At 73.9% G+C, this 21,748-nt stretch carries 21 protein-coding genes; 14 read left to right on the top strand and 7 right to left on the bottom strand.

The window, feature by feature from the left end; genetic code table 11:
- Nucleotides 1-121 precede the first annotated feature (121 nt).
- Nucleotides 122-1,564: an SDR family NAD(P)-dependent oxidoreductase gene (locus tag ACFWIC_RS03755; RefSeq protein WP_380515522.1), complete on the top strand. Its 1,443-nt coding sequence runs from the start codon at nucleotides 122-124 to the stop codon at nucleotides 1,562-1,564.
- On the opposite strand, the gene ACFWIC_RS03750 is transcribed toward ACFWIC_RS03755, so the two are convergent.
- From ACFWIC_RS03750 to ACFWIC_RS03740, 3 genes are all read right to left on the bottom strand, one after another.
- The gene (locus ACFWIC_RS03750; RefSeq protein ID WP_380515519.1) at nucleotides 1,536-1,931 is read right to left on the bottom strand and encodes a DUF6191 domain-containing protein; all 396 of its coding nucleotides are present in this window, start codon (nucleotides 1,929-1,931) and stop codon (nucleotides 1,536-1,538) included. The genes ACFWIC_RS03755 and ACFWIC_RS03750 overlap by 29 nt on opposite strands.
- 18 nt (nucleotides 1,932-1,949) lie before the next feature.
- Nucleotides 1,950-2,867, bottom strand: a complete 918-nt coding sequence (locus ACFWIC_RS03745; RefSeq protein ID WP_329948099.1) for an SDR family oxidoreductase — start codon at nucleotides 2,865-2,867, stop codon at nucleotides 1,950-1,952.
- A 130-nt stretch (nucleotides 2,868-2,997) separates the two neighbouring features.
- Complete coding sequence (locus ACFWIC_RS03740) at nucleotides 2,998-4,092, bottom strand: restriction endonuclease (RefSeq protein ID WP_329948100.1); 1,095 nt, start codon at nucleotides 4,090-4,092, stop codon at nucleotides 2,998-3,000.
- Between the two features lie 213 nt (nucleotides 4,093-4,305).
- On the opposite strand from ACFWIC_RS03740, the gene cutA reads away from it, so the two are divergent.
- Nucleotides 4,306-4,638 (top strand): divalent-cation tolerance protein CutA, encoded by a 333-nt coding sequence (gene cutA, locus ACFWIC_RS03735; RefSeq protein WP_329948101.1) that lies wholly within the window; start codon nucleotides 4,306-4,308, stop codon nucleotides 4,636-4,638.
- 93 nt (nucleotides 4,639-4,731) lie between these two features.
- Here cutA and ACFWIC_RS03730 read toward each other — a convergent pair whose 3' ends face one another.
- On the bottom strand, nucleotides 4,732-5,526 hold the full coding sequence (locus ACFWIC_RS03730) for an SDR family NAD(P)-dependent oxidoreductase (protein WP_380515515.1): 795 nt from the start codon (nucleotides 5,524-5,526) through the stop codon (nucleotides 4,732-4,734).
- Between the two features lie 166 nt (nucleotides 5,527-5,692).
- Here ACFWIC_RS03730 and ACFWIC_RS03725 point away from each other — a divergent pair, with 166 nt between their 5' ends.
- The 5 genes from ACFWIC_RS03725 to ACFWIC_RS03705 all read left to right on the top strand — a co-directional run bounded on the left by ACFWIC_RS03725 (nucleotide 5,693) and on the right by ACFWIC_RS03705 (nucleotide 10,293).
- Complete coding sequence (locus ACFWIC_RS03725; RefSeq protein ID WP_380515512.1) at nucleotides 5,693-6,307, top strand: TetR/AcrR family transcriptional regulator; 615 nt, start codon at nucleotides 5,693-5,695, stop codon at nucleotides 6,305-6,307.
- A gap of 213 nt (nucleotides 6,308-6,520) precedes the next feature.
- Nucleotides 6,521-7,726, top strand: a complete 1,206-nt coding sequence (locus ACFWIC_RS03720; protein WP_329948104.1) for a cytochrome P450 — start codon at nucleotides 6,521-6,523, stop codon at nucleotides 7,724-7,726.
- 143 nt (nucleotides 7,727-7,869) lie between these two features.
- Nucleotides 7,870-9,030 carry a type III polyketide synthase gene (locus ACFWIC_RS03715; protein WP_380515509.1) on the top strand — a complete coding sequence of 387 codons (1,161 nt, stop codon included), beginning with the start codon at nucleotides 7,870-7,872 and terminating at the stop codon, nucleotides 9,028-9,030.
- Complete coding sequence (locus tag ACFWIC_RS03710; protein WP_329948106.1) at nucleotides 9,027-9,713, top strand: NUDIX hydrolase; 687 nt, start codon at nucleotides 9,027-9,029, stop codon at nucleotides 9,711-9,713. The genes ACFWIC_RS03715 and ACFWIC_RS03710 overlap by 4 nt, the downstream gene beginning before the upstream one ends.
- A 142-nt stretch (nucleotides 9,714-9,855) precedes the next feature.
- Nucleotides 9,856-10,293 (top strand): SHOCT domain-containing protein, encoded by a 438-nt coding sequence (locus tag ACFWIC_RS03705; RefSeq protein WP_329948107.1) that lies wholly within the window; start codon nucleotides 9,856-9,858, stop codon nucleotides 10,291-10,293.
- 120 nt (nucleotides 10,294-10,413) lie between these two features.
- On the opposite strand, the gene ACFWIC_RS03700 is transcribed toward ACFWIC_RS03705, so the two are convergent.
- Nucleotides 10,414-13,122, bottom strand: coding sequence for a Tex family protein (locus ACFWIC_RS03700; protein ID WP_380515505.1), 2,709 nt, complete (start codon nucleotides 13,120-13,122; stop codon nucleotides 10,414-10,416).
- A 157-nt stretch (nucleotides 13,123-13,279) separates the two neighbouring features.
- Here ACFWIC_RS03700 and ACFWIC_RS03695 point away from each other — a divergent pair, with 157 nt between their 5' ends.
- A complete protein-coding gene (locus ACFWIC_RS03695; protein WP_329948109.1) occupies nucleotides 13,280-14,191 on the top strand; it encodes an aminoglycoside phosphotransferase family protein in 912 nt (303 codons plus the stop codon).
- Nucleotides 14,192-14,285: 94 nt separating this feature from the next.
- Here the strand turns inward: ACFWIC_RS03695 and ACFWIC_RS03690 are convergent, their stop codons facing one another.
- Nucleotides 14,286-15,434 carry an FHA domain-containing protein gene (locus ACFWIC_RS03690; protein ID WP_329948110.1) on the bottom strand — a complete coding sequence of 383 codons (1,149 nt, stop codon included), beginning with the start codon at nucleotides 15,432-15,434 and terminating at the stop codon, nucleotides 14,286-14,288.
- A gap of 287 nt (nucleotides 15,435-15,721) precedes the next feature.
- Nucleotides 15,722-16,717: a zinc-dependent alcohol dehydrogenase family protein gene (locus ACFWIC_RS03685; protein ID WP_329879401.1), complete on the bottom strand. Its 996-nt coding sequence runs from the start codon at nucleotides 16,715-16,717 to the stop codon at nucleotides 15,722-15,724.
- A gap of 144 nt (nucleotides 16,718-16,861) precedes the next feature.
- Between ACFWIC_RS03685 and ACFWIC_RS03680 the strand changes: the two genes are divergently transcribed.
- The 6 genes from ACFWIC_RS03680 to ACFWIC_RS03655 all read left to right on the top strand — a co-directional run bounded on the left by ACFWIC_RS03680 (nucleotide 16,862) and on the right by ACFWIC_RS03655 (nucleotide 21,707).
- On the top strand, nucleotides 16,862-17,206 hold the full coding sequence (locus ACFWIC_RS03680; protein WP_329948112.1) for a helix-turn-helix transcriptional regulator: 345 nt from the start codon (nucleotides 16,862-16,864) through the stop codon (nucleotides 17,204-17,206).
- 44 nt (nucleotides 17,207-17,250) lie between these two features.
- Complete coding sequence (locus tag ACFWIC_RS03675; protein ID WP_329879403.1) at nucleotides 17,251-17,982, top strand: tyrosine-protein phosphatase; 732 nt, start codon at nucleotides 17,251-17,253, stop codon at nucleotides 17,980-17,982.
- A gap of 361 nt (nucleotides 17,983-18,343) precedes the next feature.
- Complete coding sequence (locus ACFWIC_RS03670; RefSeq protein WP_329879404.1) at nucleotides 18,344-18,745, top strand: hypothetical protein; 402 nt, start codon at nucleotides 18,344-18,346, stop codon at nucleotides 18,743-18,745.
- A gap of 163 nt (nucleotides 18,746-18,908) precedes the next feature.
- On the top strand, nucleotides 18,909-19,784 hold the full coding sequence (locus tag ACFWIC_RS03665) for an ATP-binding cassette domain-containing protein (RefSeq protein ID WP_380515500.1): 876 nt from the start codon (nucleotides 18,909-18,911) through the stop codon (nucleotides 19,782-19,784).
- A 1-nt stretch (nucleotide 19,785) separates the two neighbouring features.
- Nucleotides 19,786-21,105, top strand: a complete 1,320-nt coding sequence (locus tag ACFWIC_RS03660; RefSeq protein ID WP_380515497.1) for a hypothetical protein — start codon at nucleotides 19,786-19,788, stop codon at nucleotides 21,103-21,105.
- The gene (locus tag ACFWIC_RS03655) at nucleotides 21,102-21,707 is read left to right on the top strand and encodes a hypothetical protein (protein WP_380515495.1); all 606 of its coding nucleotides are present in this window, start codon (nucleotides 21,102-21,104) and stop codon (nucleotides 21,705-21,707) included. The genes ACFWIC_RS03660 and ACFWIC_RS03655 overlap by 4 nt, the downstream gene beginning before the upstream one ends.
- Nucleotides 21,708-21,748 lie beyond the last annotated feature (41 nt).

The raw sequence follows: 21,748 nt of genomic DNA, 5'->3' as shown, positions 1-21,748 counted from the left end.
TCCCACGGCCCGGGAGCCGCGCAGAGGCAGGCGCGCCGCTCCCTCACGGCGGACACGCCGGTTCGCCTCCGGCCGGGACCGCCTCGCGGGACCACTCGGCAGCAGCACAAGGGGGGCGGACATGGCGGTCCGGAGCGACGACGACACGACCACCGACGAGGTCTCCCCCGAGGATCTGGCCGCGTTCAGCCGCACCCTCGGCCGCCTGCGGGCCCTGCCCACCGACCACCGGACCAGGCAGCACGCCGAGCGCCAGTTGGAGTCCTTCGTCCGCGAGAGCCGCAAGCGCCGCCGCCAGGCCCTGCGCGCCGAGGCCCGCGCCGCCGACGCCGAACTGCTCGCCGCCACCGCCACCGGCGCGCGCGACCGCCGCGAGGACGCCGCGCTCGCCCCGGGGCCCGACACGGGGCCCGCCGGGGGGCCCACCGCCGGGTCCGGCGGCCGGCTCCGGGGCGGGCGCCGCTGCTACGTCTGCAAGCAGCACTACCGCGAGGTGGACGCCTTCTACCACATGCTCTGCCGCTCCTGCGCCGCCGACAACACCGCCCGCCGCGCCCTCTCCACCGATCTGCACGGCCGCCGTGCGCTGCTGACCGGCGGCCGGGTGAAGATCGGCCACCAGCTGGCGCTGATGATGCTGCGCGACGGCGCCCGGCTGGTGGTCACCAGCCGGTTCCCGCACGACACCGTGCGCCGCTTCCGCGCGGCGGAGGGCAGCGAGGAGTGGTGGGACCGGCTCACCGTGGTCGGCATCGACCTGCGCGACCCCCGCCAGGTCCTCGGCCTCACCGACCGGCTGCGCTCCGAGGGCGCCCCGTTGGACATCCTGGTCAACAACGCCGCGCAGACCCTGCGGCGCCCGCCGGAGTCGTACGCCCGGCTCGCCGCGGGCGAGCGGTCCGCACTGGCCGCCGCCGACGCCCGCGCCGTGGTGCACGCGCCCGGATTCCGGCCGATGCCCGCGCTCACCCCGGCCTGGCCGACCACCGGCCTCGCCCTCCCGGGCGGATCACCGGCCCCCGCCGTACTGCCGGAGCGGGCCGACCCGACCGACGAGGCCGGGCTGCTGCCCGACCTCGCACCGGCCAACTCCTGGTCGGCCCGGCTCGGTTCGCTCGATCCGGCCGAGCTGCTGGAGACCCAGCTGGTGAACGCCCTCGCCCCGGCCCTGCTCTGCGACCGGCTGCTTCCGCTGCTGCTCGCCTCACCCCACCCGCGCCGCTACATCGTCAACGTCACGGCGGTCGAGGGCCGGTTCGCCGTCCGCAACAAGACCGGCGGGCACCCCCACACCAACATGGCCAAGGCCGCGCTCAACATGCTCACCCGCACCAGCGCCGAGGAACTCGCCGCCCGGGGCGTGCACATGTGCGCCGTCGACACCGGCTGGATCACCGACGAGAACCCGGCCCCGAAGAAGACCAGGCTCGCCGCCGACGGCTTCCGCACCCCGCTCGACATCGTCGACGGCGCCGCCCGCGTCTACGACCCGATCGTGCGCGGCGAGGCCGGCTCCCCGGTCTCGGGCACCTTCCTCAAGGACTACCGGGAGGCGACGTGGTGACACCGCCCTCCCCCGTCCCCCGTCCCCGGTCCTGCCCTCGTCGGAGGACCGCGGTGCCCGCGTCCAGGTCGACACCCGTCCGGGGCGGGGCGCCGGCCCGGTCGTCGTCACGCAGGACGAGCCGGGCCTGACGCTGCTCGACCTGGACGCGCTTGCCCGCACTGAACAGGGCGTGCAGTTCCTCGAACGCCGTCATCCCCGGCACGACGGCGCCGCCGGACCTCGCAGGTCCGGCCGCCCGCCCGGTCAGCCGGGCCCGACGCGCCGCCTGGCCGGCCCACACCAGCGCGACCAGCCCGGTCACCGGCGCCACGAGGACGATCACCACGGTCACCATCACCACGTCCGCCCAACGCACCGGCCGCACGGGGAGGTTCCGCCGCAGCTACCGGTAGCCGGTGGTGTCGGCCGGGAGGCCAGGGTCCTGGACCTCCACCATGTACCGCCAGGCGTCGGGACGGCTGCCGTCGAGATCGGTGAAGCCGTAGACCCGGGCCAGCCCGCCGCTGCTGAGCGACCGGCCGTTCCACCGGGACACCTCGGGGTCCGCGGCCAGCGCCGCGACCGCGCGGCCCACGTACGACGTCGTCTCGGAGATGGCGAAGTGCGGGATGCGCCCGGTCGCGTCACGCCAGTTCGCCTCGGTCACGCCGAAGGTGTCGAGCATCATCTCGGAGCGCATCCAGCCCGGCGTGAGGGCCACCGCCGTCGCCCCGCGCGGGCCGAGCTCGTGACCGAGCGCGAACGCCATCCGCAGCACCGCGGACTTGGCGATGTCGTAGAAGAACGACACCCGGTACCGGTCGGCGTTGTACTCGGCCGTGCCGTCGGTCATCTCGACCACCAGCCCGCCGGGCGTGCGCAGCAGGAGCGGCAGCGCGTGGTGGCTGGTGATCGCGTGGGTGTCGACGGCGAGCCGGAGCAGCCGCAGGCCCTTGTCCAGGTCGTGCTCCCAGACCGTGCTGTCCCACTCGAAGAGCAGCTCGCCGCCCCAGACGTCGTTGACCAGGACGTCCAGCCGGCCGCCCTGGTCGGTGTCGATCCGCCTCACCAGGGCCTCGACCTGGGCGGACTCCAGGTGGTCGCAGACCACGGGGATGCCCGTGCCGCCCGCGGCCGTGACCAGTTCGGCGGTCTCCTCGACGGTCTCCGGCCGGTCGTACTCCGAGCGCTTCCCCTTGGTGCTGCGCCCCGTCACGTACACGGTCGCCCCCTGTGCACCCAGCTCGACGGCGATCCCCCGGCCTGCGCCTCGGGTCGCTCCGGCGACCAGGGCCACCTTGTTCTCCAGTGTCCTCGGCATGCGCCGGAGCCTACGCCGGAGGTCCCGCGCTGCGGCGTCGCCGGGGCCGCACCCGGCGTGGCGGCGAGCGCGGCACGGCGGGGGCGGGCTCGGCGGGGGCGGGCTCGGGCGCGGTCGCGCCGGGCAGCCGCTACCCGACCGGTTCCGGTGCGGCCTCCTCGACCTCCAGGCCGTAGGCGACGACGGCCTGACGCAGTCCGCCCGGGTACCCGGCGAGGGCGGGGGTGAAGTCCCAGTTCCCGTCGGTGTCGCGGTCGAACCGTCCGAGCCGCATCGCGGTGTTGGTCCCGGCCCCGTCGGCCAGGTGTGCCACGGCCGCGGGCTGGTCGGCGCCGGCTTCGAGGATCAGGGCCGGACCGGCGAAACCGGCCATGGTCGCCGCCGGGTGGTTCTCGGTGTCGGCCGCGGCGATGATCACGAGCCGGTCGGCCTCGGCGGGCAGCGCGTCGAAGTCGACCATCAGGCAGGCGTTCGCGTCGTCGTAGCCGGTGACCAGCCGGACCGAACCGTCGGGCGTGGAACCGTTGTTGTAGAACACCAGGTGCTCGTCCGACATCGCCCTGTTCCCCTGGCAGACCAGGGCGGCGATGTCGTACTCGTCCTCGCCGGTCCAGTGCAGGAGGAGTCGGGCCGGCTCGGCGGCGACCTCGATCCCGGGCAGTCCCTCGCCGTCGGCCTCCGGGCCGTCGACGTCCGCCTCGGCGACCGTGAACACCTCGTGGAAGCCGTGGTGCTTGAGCAGCCCGACCAGCTCGGCGCCGTTGATCAGGGTGATCGGCTTGCCCCCGACGAACTGGTGCGAGCTGGGACCGAACTTGCTGGTCGTGACGAGCACGGCCTTCGTCGCGGCCCGGTCGTGCTGGAGCGTGCCGTAGAGGTCCCGCACCGCCGACGGTGTCACCGTGTCCCGGTACCGCTTCACCTGCACGATGACGTTCCCGCCGCGGAAGGGGTCCGTGTCGATCCCGCGCACGTCCACCCCGCCGTCCCTCGACCGGGCCGTGAGCTCGACCTTCATGCCCATCGCCTCCATCAGGCGGGCGACGAGCTGCTCGAACTCGACCGGGTCCATCGCCAGCAGGAGCTGGAGCTCGCGCACCCGCTTCGCCATCCGGCCGCGGTTCGCGTTGGTGTCGTCACGGAGGTGACGGAACAGCATCCGCTGGGCGCGACGCTCGGTGGTGTCGGGGTTGCTGACGCGGTGGAGCTTCCGGCTCCGGGACATAGGTGCTCCCTTGACGGTGACGTGCGGTGTGCTGCTGGCACGCGCAACCGTAGGGGATTTTTCGACACTCCGTCAGTTTTGTCTCACAGATGATGATTTCAGATTGGACACGACGCGTCCCCGCCCTCCGGAGCGGGCCCCGGACCGGCCCGGGGGCCGCCCCGGATCCGGGCCGGGACTCGAACCGGCCCCGAACCGCCTAGGCTGCGCGGCATGACGACCACAGATCGCGCCTTCGTCGTGGTGACGACGACCCACGACGACGAGGCGAAGGCCCGGACCCTGGCGGCGGACGTGGTGCGGGCCCGCCTCGCGGCGTGCGCGCAGGTGTACCCGATCCGGTCGGTGTACTGGTGGGAGGGCGAGGTGCAGGAGGGTGCCGAGTGGCGGATCGACTTCAAGACCCGGGCGGCACTGGCGGGCCCGCTCGCCCGCTTCGTCGAAGAGGAGCACGAGTACGACACCCCCGAGGTCGTCGGCGTTCCGGTGGTGACCGGAAGCGCCGCGTACCTGGACTGGGTGAACGCCGAGACCGCGGACCGGTAGGGCGGCGAGCGCGCACAGGGAACCGGCGAGCCGAACCACCGGCCCGGCGGCCCGGCGACGGCGCCGGGTCACGCCGCCGGATCACGTGCCGGGTCACGCCACCCGGGCCGCGTCCCGGACGCCGCGCGTGACGCGCTCGGCGATCGCCGCGACCAGGCCGCGCGGCCGGCGGGGCACCAGGTGGGCACCCGCGAAGTTGCTCAGACCCGGCGTGACGTAGGAGCGGTCGGCGTCGAGGGCGCGCAGGCCGGCCCGGACCACCGCCCCGGGAGAGTCGAACCTGCCCGTGACGGCGGCCTTCCGGGTGCCGATGACCTCGAAGAACGCGGTCTCCACCGGCCCCGGGCAGAGGGCGAGGACCCGGATGCCCCGCCGGCGGTACTCCTGGCGGAGCGCGAGGCTGAAGTTGAGCACGAAGGTCTTGGACGCGCCGTAGACGGCGAAGTACGGCGTCGGCTGGTAGGCGGCGGTGGAGGCCACGTTGACCACCGAGCCCCGCCCCCGGGCGAGCATGCCGGGCAGCACCTCATGGGTGAGGTCGACGAGCGAGACGACGTTCACCATCAGCTGGTCGTGGTCGCGCGACCCGTCGATCTCCTCGAACCGGCCGCAGGTGCCGAAGCCCGCGTTGTTGACCAGCAGGTCCACGGTCAGCCCCCGGTCGGCCAGTTCGGCGCCGACGCGGCGGGCGGCATCCGGCGCCGAGAGGTCCTGGACGAGGACGTGGGCGGTGATCCCGTGGGCCTTTCCGAGCCGCTCGGCAAGGGCTTCGAGGCGGTCGGCGGAGCGGGCCACCAGGACGAGGTCGTGACCGCGCGCGGCGAGCTGGGCCGCGAACTCCGCGCCGAGGCCGGAGGACGCGCCGGTGATCAAAGCGGTGGTGCGCACAGTGGTGCTCCTTCTCCCTTGGACAGCGCGGAGCCGGGGCGACGCCCGCTATCTGTAACACCACAGTATCGGATCAAGAGTTATCCGCAACACATGTGTGTCATTTATTTGGGGAGCCTCTCCCCGGCTGTACCGTTTCCGGGGACGACCCCACTGGAGGCAACAGATGAGCAAGACGGCCGGCCGCCCCCTGCGGGCCGACGCCGAGCGCAGCGTCCGAGCGATCCTGGCCGCTGCCGAGCGCGTCCTGGCCGTCAACCCCGGCGCGTCCATGGAACAGATCGCGGAAGCCGCCGGGGTCACCCGGACCACCGTCCACCGGCGGTTCGCCAACCGGCAGGCGCTGGTCGACGCCCTGGCCGCCGAGGCGGCGGCGAAGCTCGCGGAGGCCATCGAGGACGGGCACCCCGAGACCGCGCCGCCGCTCGTCGCACTGCACCGCGCCACCGCCAACGTGCTGCGGGTCAAGGGCGCCTGGGGCTTCGCCCTCGGAACGGCGGCCACCGAGAGCGACCGGGCCCTGCGGACGCACGACGAGATCGCCCGCCGCTGCGTCGACCTGCTCGGCCGGCTCAGGGCCCAGGGCCTGATCGCCCCGGACGCCGACCTGGAATGGGTCCGCCGCGTCTTCTACGCCCTCATCGGCGAAGCGCTCCACGGCGAGCACGCCACCGGCCCGGACACCGCCCCGGACCCGGACCCCGACGCGCTCGCGGCCAGGATCGTCGACACCCTGCTCCACGGCGTCGGCCCGCGCACCGCCCTCCGACCCGCCCCCTGACACGCCCTCCGACGTGCCGGACGGGGAACGCACCGATCAGGCGGCGATCCGGAGCCCCCAACTGCCCTTTATCGCACGATAATCATCTATCTCCCTCGATCGAGGGAACAATCTCTCTTGTCCACATTTTCGCGGCCAGATGGGGGAACATCAGCACGTCCGCGCCCGAACGACCCCGGTCGGGCGGCAGCACACCGGCCCCTGGATCAGCCCGTGACTACCTCCGCCCCCGTGTGGGACTGCCCCTTCAACCACACCGACGGCCTGGAGTTCGACCCGCTCCTCAAGCGCCTGCTCACCGAGGAGCCGATCGCCAGGATCCGCCTCCCGCACGGCGAGGGCGAGGCATGGCTGGCCACCCGCTACGAGGACGTCCGCGTCGTGACGACCGACCGCCGGTTCAGTCGCGCCGCCGGCATCGGCCGCGACCTGCCCCGGATGACGCCCGCCCCGATCGCCCAGGTCGAGTCGATCAACCTGATGGACCCGCCGGCCCACAACCGGCTCCGCCGCCTGGTCGCCAAGGGCTTCACCAACCGCCAGGTCGAGCGGATGCGCGCCCACACCCAGGGCGTCGTGGACGGCTACCTGGACGGGATGGAGGAGCACGGCGCCCCCGCCGACCTGGTCCACCACCTCTCCAGCCGGCTCCCGCTCACCACCATCTGCGAGCTGCTCGACATCCCCGAGCAGGACCGCGCCGAACTCCGCGGCCACGCCGTCGCGATGATGACGATGGGTCCCGGCAGCGGCGCCGGGCAGGTCAACGCCAAAGCCGCCCTGCGCGCCTACTTCGCCGAGCTCACGAGCGCGCGGCGGCGCTCGCCCGGCGAGGACCTGATCAGCGCGCTGGCCACCGCACGGGACGGCGCCGAGCTGCTGGACGACGACGAACTCGCCGTCATGGCCATGGTCCTGCTGGTCACCGGTCACGACACCAGCACCTACCAGCTCTCCAACATCACCTACACCCTCCTCACCCACCCCGAGCAGCTCGCCAAGCTGCGCGCCCAGCCCGAGATGCTGCCGCGCGCCCTGGAGGAACTGCTCCGCTTCATCCCGTTCCGGCAGGGCGTCGGCATCGCCCGGGTCGCCACCGAGGACGTCGAGCTGGGCGGCGTGCTGATCCGCGCAGGCGAGCCGGTGCACGTCTCCTACCTGGCCGCCAACCGGGACCCGGCGATGTTCGAGCGACCCGACGAGCTGGACCTCGACCGCGGCACCGCCAACCACATGACCTTCGGCTACGGCACCCACCACTGCCTCGGCGCCCACCTCGCCCGGATGGAACTCCAGGTCGCCATCGGCACCCTGCTGCGGCGCTTCCCCGGCCTGCGGCTCGCCGTCCCGCCCGCCGAACTCGACTGGCAGACCGGCTCGATCTGGCGCTACCCGCAGACCCTCCCGATCGCCTGGTGACCGCCTCCCCGCCGCACCGCCCCCGCAGCCGCCCCGGCGGCACCGCGCCGACCCGCCCGCGCGGCGGCGCCCGCCCCACGCATCCGTAGGCCACCGCCCGCGCCGACCCACCACCCCGCCCGGGCCACCAGGGGAGTCCACCCATGGCAACACTCTGCCGACCCGCCATCGCCGTGCCCGAGCACGTCATCACCCTCGACGAGACCCTCGACCTGGCCCGCACCCTGCACGCCGGCCACCCCCAACTCGGCCTCGCCCTGCGGCTGATCGAGAACACGGGGGTGCGGACCAGGCACCTCGTCCAGCCCATCGGGGAGACCCTGGCCCACCCGGGCTTCACGGTGCGCAACACCGTCTACGAGCGCGAGGCCAAGCGCCGCGTCCCCGAGGTGGTCGAGCGCGCGCTCGGCCACGCCGAACTCGGCGCCCGGGACATCGACCTGATCCTCTACGTCTCCTGCACCGGCTTCATGATGCCCTCGCTGACCGCGTGGCTGATCAACACCATGGGCTTCCGCTCCGACACCCGTCAGCTGCCGATCGCCCAACTCGGCTGTGCGGCCGGCGGCGCCGCCGTCAACCGGGCGCACGACTTCTGCCGCGCCTACCCCGGCGCCAACGTGCTGATCGTGGCCTGCGAGTTCTGCTCGCTCTGCTACCAGCCCACCGACATCGGCGTCGGCTCGCTGCTCTCCAACGGCCTGTTCGGCGACGCGATCGCCGCCGCCGTGCTGCGCGGGCGCGGCGGCGCCGGCATCCACCTGGAGCGGAACGGCTCGCACCTCGTCCCGGACACCGAGGACTGGATCTCCTACGGGGTCAAGGACACCGGCTTCCACTTCCAGCTCGACAAGCGCGTCCCCGGCACCATGGAGATGCTCGCCCCCGCCCTGCGGGCACTCGCCACCGACCACGCCTGGGACGTCTCCGGCCTCGGCTTCTACATCGTCCACGCCGGCGGCCCGCGCATCCTCGACGACCTCTGCCACTTCCTCAACCTGGAGCCGGCCGCCTTCCGGTTCTCCCGCGCGACCCTCACCGAGCGCGGCAACATCGCCAGCGCCGTCGTCTTCGACGCACTGGCCCGGCTCTTCGACGAGGGCGAGGTCACCGAAGGCACCCAGGGGCTGATCGCCGGATTCGGCCCCGGCATCACCGCCGAGATCTCCCTGGGCAGTTGGGTCGGCGCACCGCTGGAGGCCGTGGTCCCGCGCCGGCCGCGCGCGATCGACACCGCCGAGCTGACGCTGACTCACCCGACGGCCCCCCTGCTGCGCCCGGCCGGGACTACGATCACCGAATGACCGATACCACGGACCGTACGGGCGCCGCCGCCAGAGCCGACCGGACCGCCCGGATCCCCCGCAGCGCCGCCACCGACCGGGCCGCCGCGGCCGACCGGGTGGCCGGCACCGGCCCGGCCACCACCGCCGACCGGGCGGCCGAGCTGGCCACCCTCTTCCCCGCGCTGCACGCGCCGCAGTACTGGACCTGGGGCCGCTACGACGCCCAGTTCTCCACGGCCCTGCCGCCGGACGAGCTGGTCACCAACATCCACCTGGTGGGCTTCACCGGCGACGGTCTGGTGGTGCTCTGCCGCGACGAGCGCGACCACTGGTTCCTGCCCGGCGGCACCCGCGAGGACCGCGAGTCCGTCGAGTCCTGCCTGGTGCGCGAACTCCGCGAGGAGGCCGGCGCCCGGCTGCTCGGCGAGCCGGTCTGGCTGGGCGCGCACCGCTGCGTCACCGAGGACACCGAGCCGTACCGGCCGTGGCAGCCGCACCCCGAGAAGGCCTGGCTCTGGGGCTGGGGAGAGGTCGCGGTGGACTCCGACCCGACCAATCCGGACGACGGCGAGCAGGTCGTCGAGGTCCGGGCGGTGGAGCCGGCCGAGGCGCAGCGGCTGCTGCTGGACGGCCACGAGGCGTGGTGGGGCGAGCTGATCGGGTTGGCGGTGGAGCTGCGGGAGCGCCCCTCCGCCGGCTGAGGGCCCGCCCGCTCCGGAAGTCTGCGCCCGGGGTGTTCCCGCACGTCCTGAAGATCACCGGAATGGCTCAACAGCGGACCGTGGTGTCCGACCGGCGGTGGTATGACTCGAAGGGACTCGGGCCTGCACCGACGGGAGCGTCATGGACAACTACCCGCTGCTCAACATCTTCTGGACGATGCTGGAGCTGTTCCTCTGGATCCTCTGGTTCTTCCTGCTGTTCAAGATCATCACGGACATCTTCCGCAGCCACGACATCGGCGGCTGGGCCAAGGCCGGCTGGCTGCTCCTGGTGATCCTGCTGCCACTGATCGGCGTGCTGGTCTACGTCATCGCCCGCGGCAGGAGCATGGGCGAGCGCGACGTCGCCCAGGCCCGGCAGTCCGATGCCGCGTTCAAGCAGTACATCCGGGAGGCGGCCGGCAGCACTCCGGCGGGCGAGGCCGGGTCCGGAGGCGGGACCGGGGCGACCGGCTCACGCAGTCACGTCGACGACCTCGCCAAGCTCGCCGAGCTCAAGGCCGGCGGGGCGATCTCCGAGGAGGACTACCAGCGGGCCAAGGAGAAGCTCCTGGTGTGACCGGGCCCGGGCCCGCCCGGCAGCCCGCCCACCCGCCGGCCGACGGACCGACGGGCGGCGGGTGGGCCCGCGGGCGCGGGAGCTCCCCCGCCCGCGGGCCCGCCGGCTCGGCGCACCGCGTCAGCGCCGCCCGGACCGCCGGTCACCCGAACCGCGACCCTGCTGGTCACCGCCGGTCAGCCCGGCCCGCCGCAACGCGTCCGCCATGGCGCTGTTCCCCGCCGGCGCCGGAGCGGCGGAGCCGCCGCCCGACCCGCGCCGGTCCTGGCGCGGCGGGCGGCCACCACCGGCACCACCGCTACCACCGGCACCGCCACCGCCGCCCTGCCGCTGGCGTCCGCCCTGCTCACCGGGACCGCGCCGCTCACCGCCGCGGTCTCCGCCGCGGTCCCCGGCCCCGCGCCCGACCTCGTCGTCCAGCCGCAGTGTGAGCCCGATCCGCTTGCGCGGCACGTCCACCGAGGTGACCCGGACGGTCACGATGTCGCCCGGCTTGACCACCTCGCGCGGGTCCTTGACGAAGTTCCTCGACAGCGCCGACACGTGCACCAGCCCGTCCTGGTGGACGCCCACGTCCACGAAGGCGCCGAACGCGGCCACGTTGGTCACCACGCCCTCCAGCACCATGCCGACCTCCAGGTCGCCGATCTTGTCGACGCCCTCCTTGAAGGTCGCGGTGCGGAAGGCCGGTCGCGGGTCCCGGCCCGGCTTGTCCAGCTCGCCGAGGATGTCGGTGACGGTCGGGATGCCGAAGGTGTCGTCCGCGAAGTCGCCCGGCCGCAGCGCCCGCAGCCGGGTGCCGTTCCCGATCAGCTCGCGCAGCTCCCCTCCCGAGGCGGCGAGGATCCGCCGCACCACCGGGTACGCCTCCGGGTGGACGCCGGAGGCGTCCAGTGGGTCGTCGCCGTCCGGGATCCGCAGGAAGCCCGCGCACTGCTCGAAGGCCTTCGGCCCGAGGCGGGCGACGTCCTTCAGCGCCTTGCGCGTGCGGAACGGCCCGTTGGCGTCGCGGTGCGCCACGATGTTGTCGGCGAGCGTCCCGGTGACGCCCGAGACCCGGGTGAGCAGCGGTGCGGAGGCGGTGTTCACGTCCACCCCGACCGCGTTCACGCAGTCCTCGACCACCGCGTCCAGCGAGCGGGAGAGCTTCACCTCGCTGAGGTCGTGCTGGTACTGGCCGACGCCGATCGACTTGGGGTCGATCTTGACGAGCTCGGCCAGCGGGTCCTGGAGCCGGCGGGCGATCGAGACCGCGCCGCGGATCGACACGTCCAGGTCGGGCAGCTCCTGCGAGGCGAACGCCGAGGCCGAGTAGACCGAGGCGCCGGCCTCGCTGACCATCGCCCTGGTGAGCTTCAGCTCCGGGTGGCGCGTGAGGAGGTCCTCGGCCAGCTTGTCGGTCTCCCGCGAGGCGGTGCCGTTGCCGATCGCGACCAGGTCGACGGAGTGCTTCTTCGCCAGCGCCGCCAGGGTCGCCAGCGCGGCGTCCCACTTGTTGGCCGGCTGGTGCGGGTAGATCGTGTCGTGGGCGACCACCTTGCCGGTGGCGTCCACGACGGCGACCTTCACGCCGGTCCGGAAGCCCGGGTCCAGGCCCATGGTGGCGCGGGTGCCCGCCGGGGCGGCGAGCAGCAGGTCGCGCAGGTTGGCGGCGAAGACGCGCACCGCCTCGTCCTCGGCCTCCTGGCGCAGCCGGCCGCGCAGGTCGATGCCGAGCCGGACCAGGATGCGGGTGCGCCAGGCCCAGCGGACGGTGTCGCCGAGCCACTTGTCGGCCGGGCGTCCGTGGTCCGCGACCCCGAACCGGGCGGCGATGCGCTGCTCGTAGTCGCTCGCGCCGGGCAGGTCGCCCGCCTCGTCGCCGTCGAACGGGGAGAGGTCGAGGTCCAGCACCTCCTCCTTCTCGCCGCGCAGCATCGCGAGGATGCGGTGCGAGGGGAGCTTGGTGTACGGCTCGGCGAAGTCGAAGTAGTCGGCGAACTTGGCGCCGTCCTGCTCCTTGCCGTCGCGGACGGTGGCGACCAGCCGGCCGCGCGTCCACATCCGCTCGCGCAGCGAGCCGACCAGGTCGGCGTCCTCGCCGAACCGCTCGACCAGGATCGACCGGGCGCCCTCCAGCGCGGCGGGCGCGTCGGCGACGGACTCGTTGAGGAACGTCCCGGCGAGCGCCGCCGGGTCCTGCGAGGGGTCCGCGAGCAGGGTGTCCGCCAGCGGCTCCAGCCCCGCCTCGCGGGCGATCTGCGCCTTGGTGCGCCGCTTCGGCTTGAACGGCAGGTAGATGTCCTCCAGCCGCGCCTTCGAGTCGGCGCCGAGGATCTGCGCACGCAGCGCGTCGTCCAGCTTGCCCTGTGCCTCGATCGACTCCAGGACGGCCGTCCGCCGCTCCTCCAACTCCCGCAGGTACCGCAGCCGCTCCTCCAGCGTGCGCAGCTGCGTGTCGTCCAGCGAGCCGGTGGCCTCCTTGCGGTAGCGGGCCACGAACGGAACCGTCGCACCGCCGTCCAGCAGGTCGACCGCCGACTTCACCTGTCCCTCGCGGACGCCCAGCTCCTCGGCGATCTTCCGCTCGATCGCCTGTTGGGCCTGTCGGGCCGCCTGTTCGACTGGCGTGGTCACGAAGCCGGTCACCTTCTTCAGAGTTGCTGTCCGTACCCCCGCATTCTGGCAGCTGCCGACGACACCCCCGCCCGCCCCCACCACCCCGGGCGTGGCGCGGGTGCGACGGGACGGGCGGGCGGCGTGGAGGAAGGTGAGGAGGCGGTGCGCGGCCGTCCCTCCGGCGGGACCGCGTCCCCGGCCGACCGAGACCTGCCGGAGCGGGTCGGTCATCGCGTGCCCCTCCTCCGGCGGAAGCGGCTCCGACCAGCACGGCCGCGCCCCCGAGCGCCCCCCTGGAAACCCAACACCCCCGTGAAGTCCTCACGATCCCACCCTGGTGTTCGAAAAGGAGGCGATCACCCGCCGGTCCAGGCGTACAGTGCCGGGCATGTGCGCAGCCGCCCGACCGCCCGACCGCATGCACGACGACGAACCCGACATCGACGCCGGCCTGGTCCGACGGTTGATCTCCGCTCAGTTCCCGCAGTGGAAGGGGCTTCCGCTGCAACGGGTCGCCTCCACCGGGACGGACAACGCGATGTTCCGCCTCGGTCCGGAGCTCGCCGTCCGTCTCCCGCGGGCCGGTTGGGCCGCCGACGGCGTCACGCGCGAGCAGCACTGGCTCCCCCGCCTCGCCTCCCGGCTCCCGGTCCCGGTTCCCGAGCCGCTCGGCCACGGCCGCCCGTCCTCGGGATACCAGTGGAACTGGTCGGTGGTGCGCTGGCTGGACGGCGTCAACCCGGTCGTCGGATCGCTCGCCGAACCGGTTCGGCTCGCCCACTCGATCGCCGGTTTCATCACCTCGCTGCGCAAGGTCGAGCCGACTCCGGACGCCCCGGCGGCCTCGCGCGGCGCACCGCTCGCCGCCCGCGACGCCGCGACCCGCGCGGCCATCGGCCGGCTGCGCGGAATGATCGACACGGACACCGCAACCGCCCTGTGGGACAAGGCCCTCCGCCTTCCGGAGCGGGCCGGACCGCCCACCTGGATCCATGGCGACCTGTCCCCCGGCAACCTCCTGCTCACCGGCCAGCACCTGGGCGGCGTCCTCGACTTCGGCCAGACCGGGGTCGGCGATCCGACCGTCGACCTGATCGCCGCCTGGAACCTCCTCCCCGGCAGCGCCCGCCCCGTCTTCCGCACCGCCCTCGCCGTCGACGACGCCACCTGGGAGCGCGGCCGCGCCTGGGCCCTCTCGATCGCGCTGATCCAGCTGCCGTACTACCGCACGACCAATCCGCCCCTGGCGGCCAACGCCCGCCACGTGCTCCGGGAGGTGCTGACGGACCGCAGCGTGTGAGCCCCGCCCGCGCCCCGTCCCGGCCGCCCCGTCGCCCGCGCTCCGTCGCGGGCGCTCCGCCGTGGCGTCCGCGCGAACCGGCCACCGCTCACGCCTACATGGTCCGGGTGGCCTCCGCCGCTCCCGGCGGGAGCGGCCGGCGCGCGACCTCGGACTGCCAGGAGCCGGCCAGTTCGGCGGGGAAGCGGCGACCGCTGCGGGTCAGCACCAGCCCCGGCGCGAGTTCGACCTCGTCGCCCGGCCGGAACGGGCGGTTCGCCCCGGGCGGCAACTGCTCCCAGGGGCCGCACTGTCCGTGCCGGCCGGCCGCGCGCATCCGGCTGCCGTACGTGCTGGTGTCCCGCACCACCACCGAGCCGCCGCGCACCGACACCACCAGGTGCCGGCGGCTCACCCGGGCGGCGAGCGCGGACGGCAGCAGGGCGAGCAGCGCGATGCCGTCCGCCGTACCGGGCGCCCGACCTACCGCCGTCTGCGAGCCCTCGTCGAGCGTGTACCGGGCCACGCACTGCCCGTCGACGACCACCTTCAACTGTGCGGCGCCGGGCCGCGTCCCGTCGTCGAGCAGCGGGGCGCCGTGCAGTTCGCAGGTGGGCAGGCCCTGCCGCATCCGCGGGAGCATCACCCGGCCCCCGCGGTGGACGCTGTAGAGCGTGCAGCGCTGTTCGGGGCAGCGCCAGGCGCGGCCGACGACCTCGACCAGGGGCTTGCGGGCGGGGGTGAGCAGTCCCTGCTTCTTGAGCGCGGACAGCTCCATCTTCTTCGAGATCTCCGCGCCCGTCCGGTGCCCCATGTCGAGCGGCACCAGCCGCACCGTACCCCCGCGGGCCGGCTCGGGCTTGAGGAACTGCCAGGTGTTGCCCTGGATCCACGGGTGTTCGAGGCGGAAGTCGTCGTAGTGGTCGCCGGTGACGACCTGGATGCCGGTCATGCCGGCGATCTCCAGGACGCGTTCGTCGGCGTCCGGCACCTCCTCCACCAGGCCGGCGGTGACCCACCGCCGCAGCATGCGGGCGTCCGCAGGGTGGGTGAACTCCCTCCTGCCGCCCAGCAGGCTGCGGTCCGCGACCAGGTAGACGGAGACGTTCCGGTCTCCGGTGAGCCTGATCAGCGCCTGGATCACCAGGTGGAGACGGTGCAGTGAACGCGGGGCGGGGCCGCCGAGGTTGACCTGGCAGGCGATGTTGGAGAGTTCGACCAGGTAGTCGGCGCGGTCGGCCGCGGTCGCGAGGTTGCGTTCCAAGGGACCTCCGTGGCACGGGTCGCCGGGCACCGTCCTTCCGTCCCCATCATGGCGCACCACCCCCGCCGGCGGGAGGCCGCGCCGGAAGGATCGCCCCCTGCCCCCGTCTTCACCACCGTTTCGCCGCTGCCCACTTCGGCCGCGCCGGCGGCCACGAACCGCCGCGCACGCCCGTTCCCGGCCGCCCGTTCCCGGCCTCCCCTCCGCCCGCCACCCGCCGCCCTCCCCGTCGGCGACCTGCCGCCGCCCCGGGCCGACGGGGCTTCCCGGGCGTCCCGGAGCCGCCGTCAGTGGTCGACGGTCACCACGATCTTGCCGACCTGCGTACCCGCCTCCATGTAGCGGTGGGCGTCGGCGATCTCCTCCAGCGGGAAGGTCCGGTCGACCACCGGCCGGAAGGCCCCGGTGCGCAGACCGGAGGCGACGAAGGCCTCGGCACGACGCAGGGCCTCCGGGTCCCTGGTGGTCTCGTGGAGGATGTAGCTGCGCATCGCCCTGCCGCTCATCAGGGCCATCGGCGGGAACGGCGTGTCCAGGCCGCTCAGCATGCCGTAGACGAAGAGGGTGCCGCCCCGGGCCAGGGCCTCGGCCAGCTCGACCACGCCCGGGCCCGCGACGGCGTCGAAGACGAACGTCGCACCCCGGCCCCCGGTCAGCTCCAGGACCCGCTCCGCGACGTCCTCCTCGTCCGTGACGATCACGTCCGCCGCGCCGGCCTTCAGGAGGGCGTCGCGCTTCGCGGCCGTCCTGGTGGTGGCGATGGGCGTCGCGCCCACCCGGTCGGCGATCTGCAGGGCGGCCAGGCCGACGCTGCTGGACGCGGCCGTGATCACCACCGTGTCGCCGGCCCGCATGCCGCCGGTCTCCACCAGCGCCCCGTACGCCGTCACGTACGGCATCCAGACCGCCGCGCCGCCGACCGCGTCCAGCCCCTCCGGCCGGTGCAGGACGGCGTCCGCCGGGACGACCGCCCGCTCCGCGTAGACGCTGTAGTCGTTCATCGAGAACGCGGGCACCACGCTCACCCGGTCCCCTGCCGCGAACCCCGCCACCCCCGGTCCGACCGCCTCGACCACGCCCGCCGCCTCGGTGCCCAACCGACCGGGGAACTCCCGGACGTCCTCGATGTACCGGCCGCTGCGGAACAGCACCTCGGCCCGGTTGACCCCGATCGCGTCGACGCGGATCAGCAGTTCACCGGCGCCCGGCGCGGCGATCGGCGCGTCCTCCAGCCGCAGCACCTCCGGCCCGCCCAGCTCGTGAAAGCGCACAGTCCTGACCATCGCTCAACTCCCTTTCCCCCTAGGTGGCGACCCCTCCAGACAACTTCAAAGTACGGCAGCTGTCAAACTTCGACAGCTGTCGTACTTCGACCCGGCCGCACCGCGCCGGCTGTCGTACGATGACCGGCGGGAGGCCCACCACCGATGACACGAGCAGCGCAGCGCGGCACCACCGGGGACCGCGTCCCGCCCCACCCCGACCTCCGCACGGTCGCGCTCCAGCAGGTGCTGGAGGCGCTCGTCGACCCCGTCCGGCGCCACATCGTCCGCGAGCTGCACGCGGCCGGCGAGGACCTCGCCTGCGGGGTGATCGAACTGCCGGTCGGCAAGTCGACGGCCACCCACCACTTCCACGTCCTGCGCGAGGCCGGCCTCATCCGCCAGTACTACGTGGGGACCTCCCGCCTCAACGCACTGCGCCGGGAGGAGTTCGAGGACGCCTTCCCGGGGCTGCTCCAGGCCGTCGTCACGGCGCCGGAGCAGCGGTGAGTCCCGCCCGGGGGCGCGCACGCACCACCCCTTAGGGTGCGAACATGACACGCCACATCACCTTCGAAGGCCCGATCAACTTCCGCGACCTGGGCGGCTACCCGACCGCCGACGGCCGGTCGGTCCGCTGGGGCCGGCTCTACCGTTCCGCGTCCCTGGGCACCCTCGCCTCCCCCGCCGACCTCGAACGGTTCCGGGCACTGGACATCGGAACGGTGATCGACCTGCGCTACCCGTGGGAGATCGCCCGCAAGGGGAGGGTCCCGGAGCTGGACGGGGTCGCGTACCACAACCTCTCGATCGAGCACCGGCCCTACGACCAGGCCGAGATCGACCCGGACGTGGATCCCTGGCGGCACCTGGCGGATCGTTTCGCCGAGGTGGCGGAGGACGGGGCGGCGGAGATCCGGGAGGTGCTGGAGGTGATCGCCGCGGCCGACCGGCCGGTGGTGTTCCACTGCGCCTCCGGCAAGGACCGCACCGGGCTGATAGGCGCACTGGTGCTCACCCTGCTCGGAGTCGACGAGGACGACGTCGCCGCGGACTTCGCGCTCACCGAGCTGGTCACCGCCCGGCTGGTGGCCGACTGGCGGGCCTCCAACCCGGGGCGCGCGCTGCGCTGGCCGGCGTTCGGACGCGCTCCGGAGGAGGTGATCCGGCTGACGCTCGCGGACCTGACCGCCGCCCACGGGTCGGTGCACGCCTACGCCACCGGCAAGGTCGGGATCGACGGGGCCGTGATCGGCGGACTCCGCGCCCGGCTTCTCACGGTGTAGCCGCCCGAGGGCGGTAACTGGCCAGTACATCACCGGAACGACCATCACATAGAAAAGGAATCGCTCGGCCTTCTGTTCAAAAACGGACACCGGCGGTCGATATTGTCCGGACCGGTGCCGTGGTAGAGAATTTACGGTGAATATCGATCACGCCCTTGCCATCCCTCCTCCCCCAGACCTCGGCCCTCCGAATGGCCGGAAAAAATAGTGCTGGCCACCTGTTCGTGCACGCTAATGTCATTCCCGCGGCGGCTCGGCCGATCGGGTGACCAAGACCGTTCCGGTCGAACCTCCGCTCGTTTCTTTTTGCCTGCATGACTCCGCCCCGCACGGCGGTGTCACCGAAAAGATCGGACGGAACATGCACGCCGAGAACCGCACGCTCCTGCGCGGCGCCCTGGTGGCCGCCGCACTGATCGGGTTCGCCGGGGCCACGCCCGCCCTCGCCGAGGGCTCCTGGACGTCGCACATCGGCAAGTGGGGCCCGGGCTCGGAGTCCCGCCGCTGGGCGGACGCCGACCGGGACGACACCGTCACCACGGTCACCTTCCAGGGCTGCACCACCGACACCAACGACTTCAAGGACGCCGACCTCGCGCTCTTCAAGGACGTGTTCGGCCCGGACAAGTCCTACGGTTACCGGCTCAACCACTGCGACGGCTCCGCCTGGGGCGACCAGAGCTCCGGCGACTACTACTTCGTACTGGAGGGCGTGCGCGGTGGCGGAAAGCTCTGGGTGGACACCGTGAGCACCCGGTACTGACACACCCGGACCCGATCCGCCGCCGATCCGCCGCCGTGCCGAGGCGTGCCGACGGACGCCCCTTCCGTCGGCACGACCCGAACGCCCGGAAACACCCGGGAACACCCGGAACACCACCCGGAACGACGGCCCACTTCCCCGAGCGAAATGCGTCGACCCCGCCATGGCTCTCGAATTCCACCGCATCGAATTCCAGTACAACCGAAAGGCCACCCTCTTCGCCGGTCTCGACCTGAGGATCGAGAACCGGGCCACCGTCCTGCTCGGCCCCAACGGCGCCGGGAAGTCCACGCTGATGTCCCTCGCCGCCTCCCACCTGTCCCCGCACCGGGGATCCGTCACCTGGCACGGCGTCAACCCGGCCACCGGCGGCGGCGACCGGGCCGCCTACCGGCGCGCCGTGGCCTGGTTACCCCAACAGGTCACCCCGGTCCCGGGGCTCAGCGTGCGCGAGCAGGTCGCGTACTGCGGCTGGCTGAAGGGCATGTCGCGCACCGCCGCCTGGCAGGCCTCGGCCGGCGCGCTCGCCCGGGTCGGGCTGGACCGGCTCGCCGACCGGGCCGGGCATCAGCTCTCCGGCGGCCAGCTCCGCCGGCTGGGCATCGCCGGCTGCCTGGCCCACCACAGCGAGCTGATCCTCATGGACGAGCCCACCGCCGGACTCGACCCGACCCAGCGGGCGGTGTTCCGTTCGCTGGTCGAGGAGTTGACGGAGGACGTGAGCGTCGTCGTCTCCACCCACCAGACCGAGGACCTCGCCGAGACCTACCGGCACGTGGTGGTGCTGGACCGGGGCCGGATCCGGTTCCAGGGCGGCACCGGGGAGTTCCACGCGCTCGCGGACGGCGCCGTCGTCGGTGCCGCCGACGCCACCGGCCCCGGTGCCGGGAGCGCCGCGGGCGGCGGTCCCACAGGTCGCGGCCCCGCGGGTGGCGGTGCCGCGGGTGGCGGTGCCGCGGGCCCCGATACCGGCGTACGCGGCCCCGGCACCCCGAGCGCCGAGGCCGCGTACGCCCGCCTGATCGAACGGGAGACGTGACATGCTGCTGCGCACCGTCCTCCGGGTCTCGGCGGGCACCCGTGTGCTGCCGTTCCTGCTCGGCTTCGTCCTGGTCGCCCTCGGCGACGACCTGACCGCCTGGATCACCCCCGCCTACGGGCTCGCCGCCGCCGGCCACGCCAGCCTCGCGCTGCCGTTCGCCGGCGCCGCCTGCGCGGCCGCCGGGGCCTGGGAGGGCGGGCGACTGCACCGCGGCCGGGTCTTCGACCGCTCGCCGGTCCGGTCCCCGCTGACCATCACCGCGCCGCTGCTCCTGCCCGTCGCCGCGATGGGCGGGCTGGGCATGGTGACCGCGCTCGGCACCACCGCGGCGGCCGGCGGCACGGTGACCGGGGTGCCGCAGCCCGGTGTCCTCGCCGTCTGGGCCGGGCTCCTGCTCGCCGACACCCTGATCGGGTCGGTCGTCGGGCGGGTGCTGGCGCCGGTGGTCGCCGTCCCTCTCGCACTGGTCAGCAGCTTCGTCCTGAACGCCTACCCGGCCTCGTTCGACACCTACTGGCTGCGGCACCTGGTCGGCGGCGGCCTCGCCGACTGCTGCGCGGTGGACCAGGTCCTGGACGGCCGGGCGGTGGCGAGTTCACTGGTGTTCTCGGCCGCGGTCTGCTCGGCCGCCGTCCTGCTGATCCGGCAGCGGGGCGCGCCGATCGCCCTGGCAGCCGCGCTGGCGGTGACGGCGGCCGGCATCGGACTCGCCGCACACCTCGCCCGCGACCTCGGCCCGGAGCCCGTCCGGACGCGGTCCGCCGCCGCCCTGGTCTGCGACCACGACCGGCCTCGCGTCTGCCTCTGGCCCGAACTGGGCGCCGCCCGCTCGACCATGGTCCGCGCGGAGACCCGGCGACTCGCCGGCACCCTGGCCGGGCACGGTGTGCCCGTACCGGAGGCGTTCACCATGGCCGGCCGACCGGGGCCCGGCGAGGCCAAGCTGGGCGTCCCCACCGACGCCCGGGTGCGAGACGTCGCGCCCGCCGTGGTCGGCGGTCTGCTCCCCCGGGTCCCGGACTGCGCCCTGCACGGCGGCCCGTACCCGGCGGGTGCGGCGGCGGGCACGGCCGCCGCCTGGCTCGCCGCACGGGCGGGTCCGGACGGCAGCACCGTGCCGCCGTCCTCCGGCGGCCGGTTCGACGACGCGGACGCCGCCCGCGCCGCGCAGCTGCTGCGCCTTCCCCGGGAGGCCCAACTCGACTGGTACCGAAGGGCCGTCGAGGCACTCGGCCGGTGCGGCGCCCCACCGCCGGCCGTCGGACCGGGGACCACGACGGCCGGACCGGGGAGCGTCGGGGCGGGTGGCGCCCCGTGATCTGGTGGTGCAAGGCCCGTGCGGTGCCGGCCGTCACCGCCGCGCTCGCGGGCACGTTCGCCCTCGGCCTGCTGCTCGGGGACGGCGAACTGCCGGTGCCCGCGCTGCGCGGCCGGACCGGACACTTCCTGGTCGCGCACGTGATCACCCTGATCCCGGCGGTCTTCCTGCTGTACGGGCTGGGCCGGGGTGACCTGCGGACGGAGACGGTCGCCGGGCGGTTCCTGCGCGGGTGGGACGTCGCGCTCACCCTCGGCGTCGCCGTCACCGGCACGGCGGTCGGCGCCCTCGCGTACGCGGCCGGACAGGGCGACCTCACCCTCGTCATCGCCCGCGACACCGCCGGCTACCTCGGTCTCGCGCTGCTGCTCCACCCCCTGGTGGGCCACCGCCCGGCCGCCGCCGCGCTCGCCGTCGTCCCGCTGCTCTGCTCGGCGACCGGCTGGAACCCCGACGGCCGCCCCGAACCCTGGGCCTGGCCCCTCCACCCGGCCGGTTCGGCGTACGCGCTCGCCGATGTCGCGCTCACCGTGCTCGCCGGTACGTCCTGTGCACTGCTCCGCCGGCATCCGGTGACCGAACAACGGGTACTGGCCGTCTGAAGGACCCGCCCGACCCCGCCCGACCCCGCCCGACCCAGCCC

The sequence above is a fragment of the Kitasatospora sp. NPDC127035 genome, from assembly GCF_042726075.1.
In the GTDB taxonomy this organism is placed as follows: Bacteria; Actinomycetota; Actinomycetes; order Streptomycetales; family Streptomycetaceae; genus Kitasatospora.
Note: the sequence above shows the minus strand (reverse complement) of the source record. Positions and strands in the feature narration are given on the sequence as shown.

What these genes read in the sequence shown, in the direction of transcription:
- ACFWIC_RS03715 (WP_380515509.1), top strand. Translation starts at nt 7,870, where the DNA reads ATGGCAACACTCTGCCGACCCGCCATCGCCGTGCCCGAGCACGTCATC.
- cutA (WP_329948101.1), top strand. Translation starts at nt 4,306, where the DNA reads ATGACGACCACAGATCGCGCCTTCGTCGTGGTGACGACGACCCACGAC.
- ACFWIC_RS03680 (WP_329948112.1), top strand. Translation starts at nt 16,862, where the DNA reads ATGACACGAGCAGCGCAGCGCGGCACCACCGGGGACCGCGTCCCGCCC.
- ACFWIC_RS03755 (WP_380515522.1), top strand. Translation starts at nt 122, where the DNA reads ATGGCGGTCCGGAGCGACGACGACACGACCACCGACGAGGTCTCCCCC.
- ACFWIC_RS03745 (WP_329948099.1), bottom strand. Translation starts at nt 2,867, where the DNA reads ATGCCGAGGACACTGGAGAACAAGGTGGCCCTGGTCGCCGGAGCGACC.
- ACFWIC_RS03695 (WP_329948109.1), top strand. Translation starts at nt 13,280, where the DNA reads ATGTGCGCAGCCGCCCGACCGCCCGACCGCATGCACGACGACGAACCC.
- ACFWIC_RS03670 (WP_329879404.1), top strand. Translation starts at nt 18,344, where the DNA reads ATGCACGCCGAGAACCGCACGCTCCTGCGCGGCGCCCTGGTGGCCGCC.
- ACFWIC_RS03710 (WP_329948106.1), top strand. Translation starts at nt 9,027, where the DNA reads ATGACCGATACCACGGACCGTACGGGCGCCGCCGCCAGAGCCGACCGG.
- ACFWIC_RS03700 (WP_380515505.1), bottom strand. Translation starts at nt 13,122, where the DNA reads ATGACCGACCCGCTCCGGCAGGTCTCGGTCGGCCGGGGACGCGGTCCC.
- ACFWIC_RS03740 (WP_329948100.1), bottom strand. Translation starts at nt 4,092, where the DNA reads ATGTCCCGGAGCCGGAAGCTCCACCGCGTCAGCAACCCCGACACCACC.
- ACFWIC_RS03685 (WP_329879401.1), bottom strand. Translation starts at nt 16,717, where the DNA reads ATGGTCAGGACTGTGCGCTTTCACGAGCTGGGCGGGCCGGAGGTGCTG.
- ACFWIC_RS03705 (WP_329948107.1), top strand. Translation starts at nt 9,856, where the DNA reads ATGGACAACTACCCGCTGCTCAACATCTTCTGGACGATGCTGGAGCTG.
- ACFWIC_RS03665 (WP_380515500.1), top strand. Translation starts at nt 18,909, where the DNA reads ATGGCTCTCGAATTCCACCGCATCGAATTCCAGTACAACCGAAAGGCC.
- ACFWIC_RS03660 (WP_380515497.1), top strand. Translation starts at nt 19,786, where the DNA reads ATGCTGCTGCGCACCGTCCTCCGGGTCTCGGCGGGCACCCGTGTGCTG.
- ACFWIC_RS03675 (WP_329879403.1), top strand. Translation starts at nt 17,251, where the DNA reads ATGACACGCCACATCACCTTCGAAGGCCCGATCAACTTCCGCGACCTG.
- ACFWIC_RS03725 (WP_380515512.1), top strand. Translation starts at nt 5,693, where the DNA reads ATGAGCAAGACGGCCGGCCGCCCCCTGCGGGCCGACGCCGAGCGCAGC.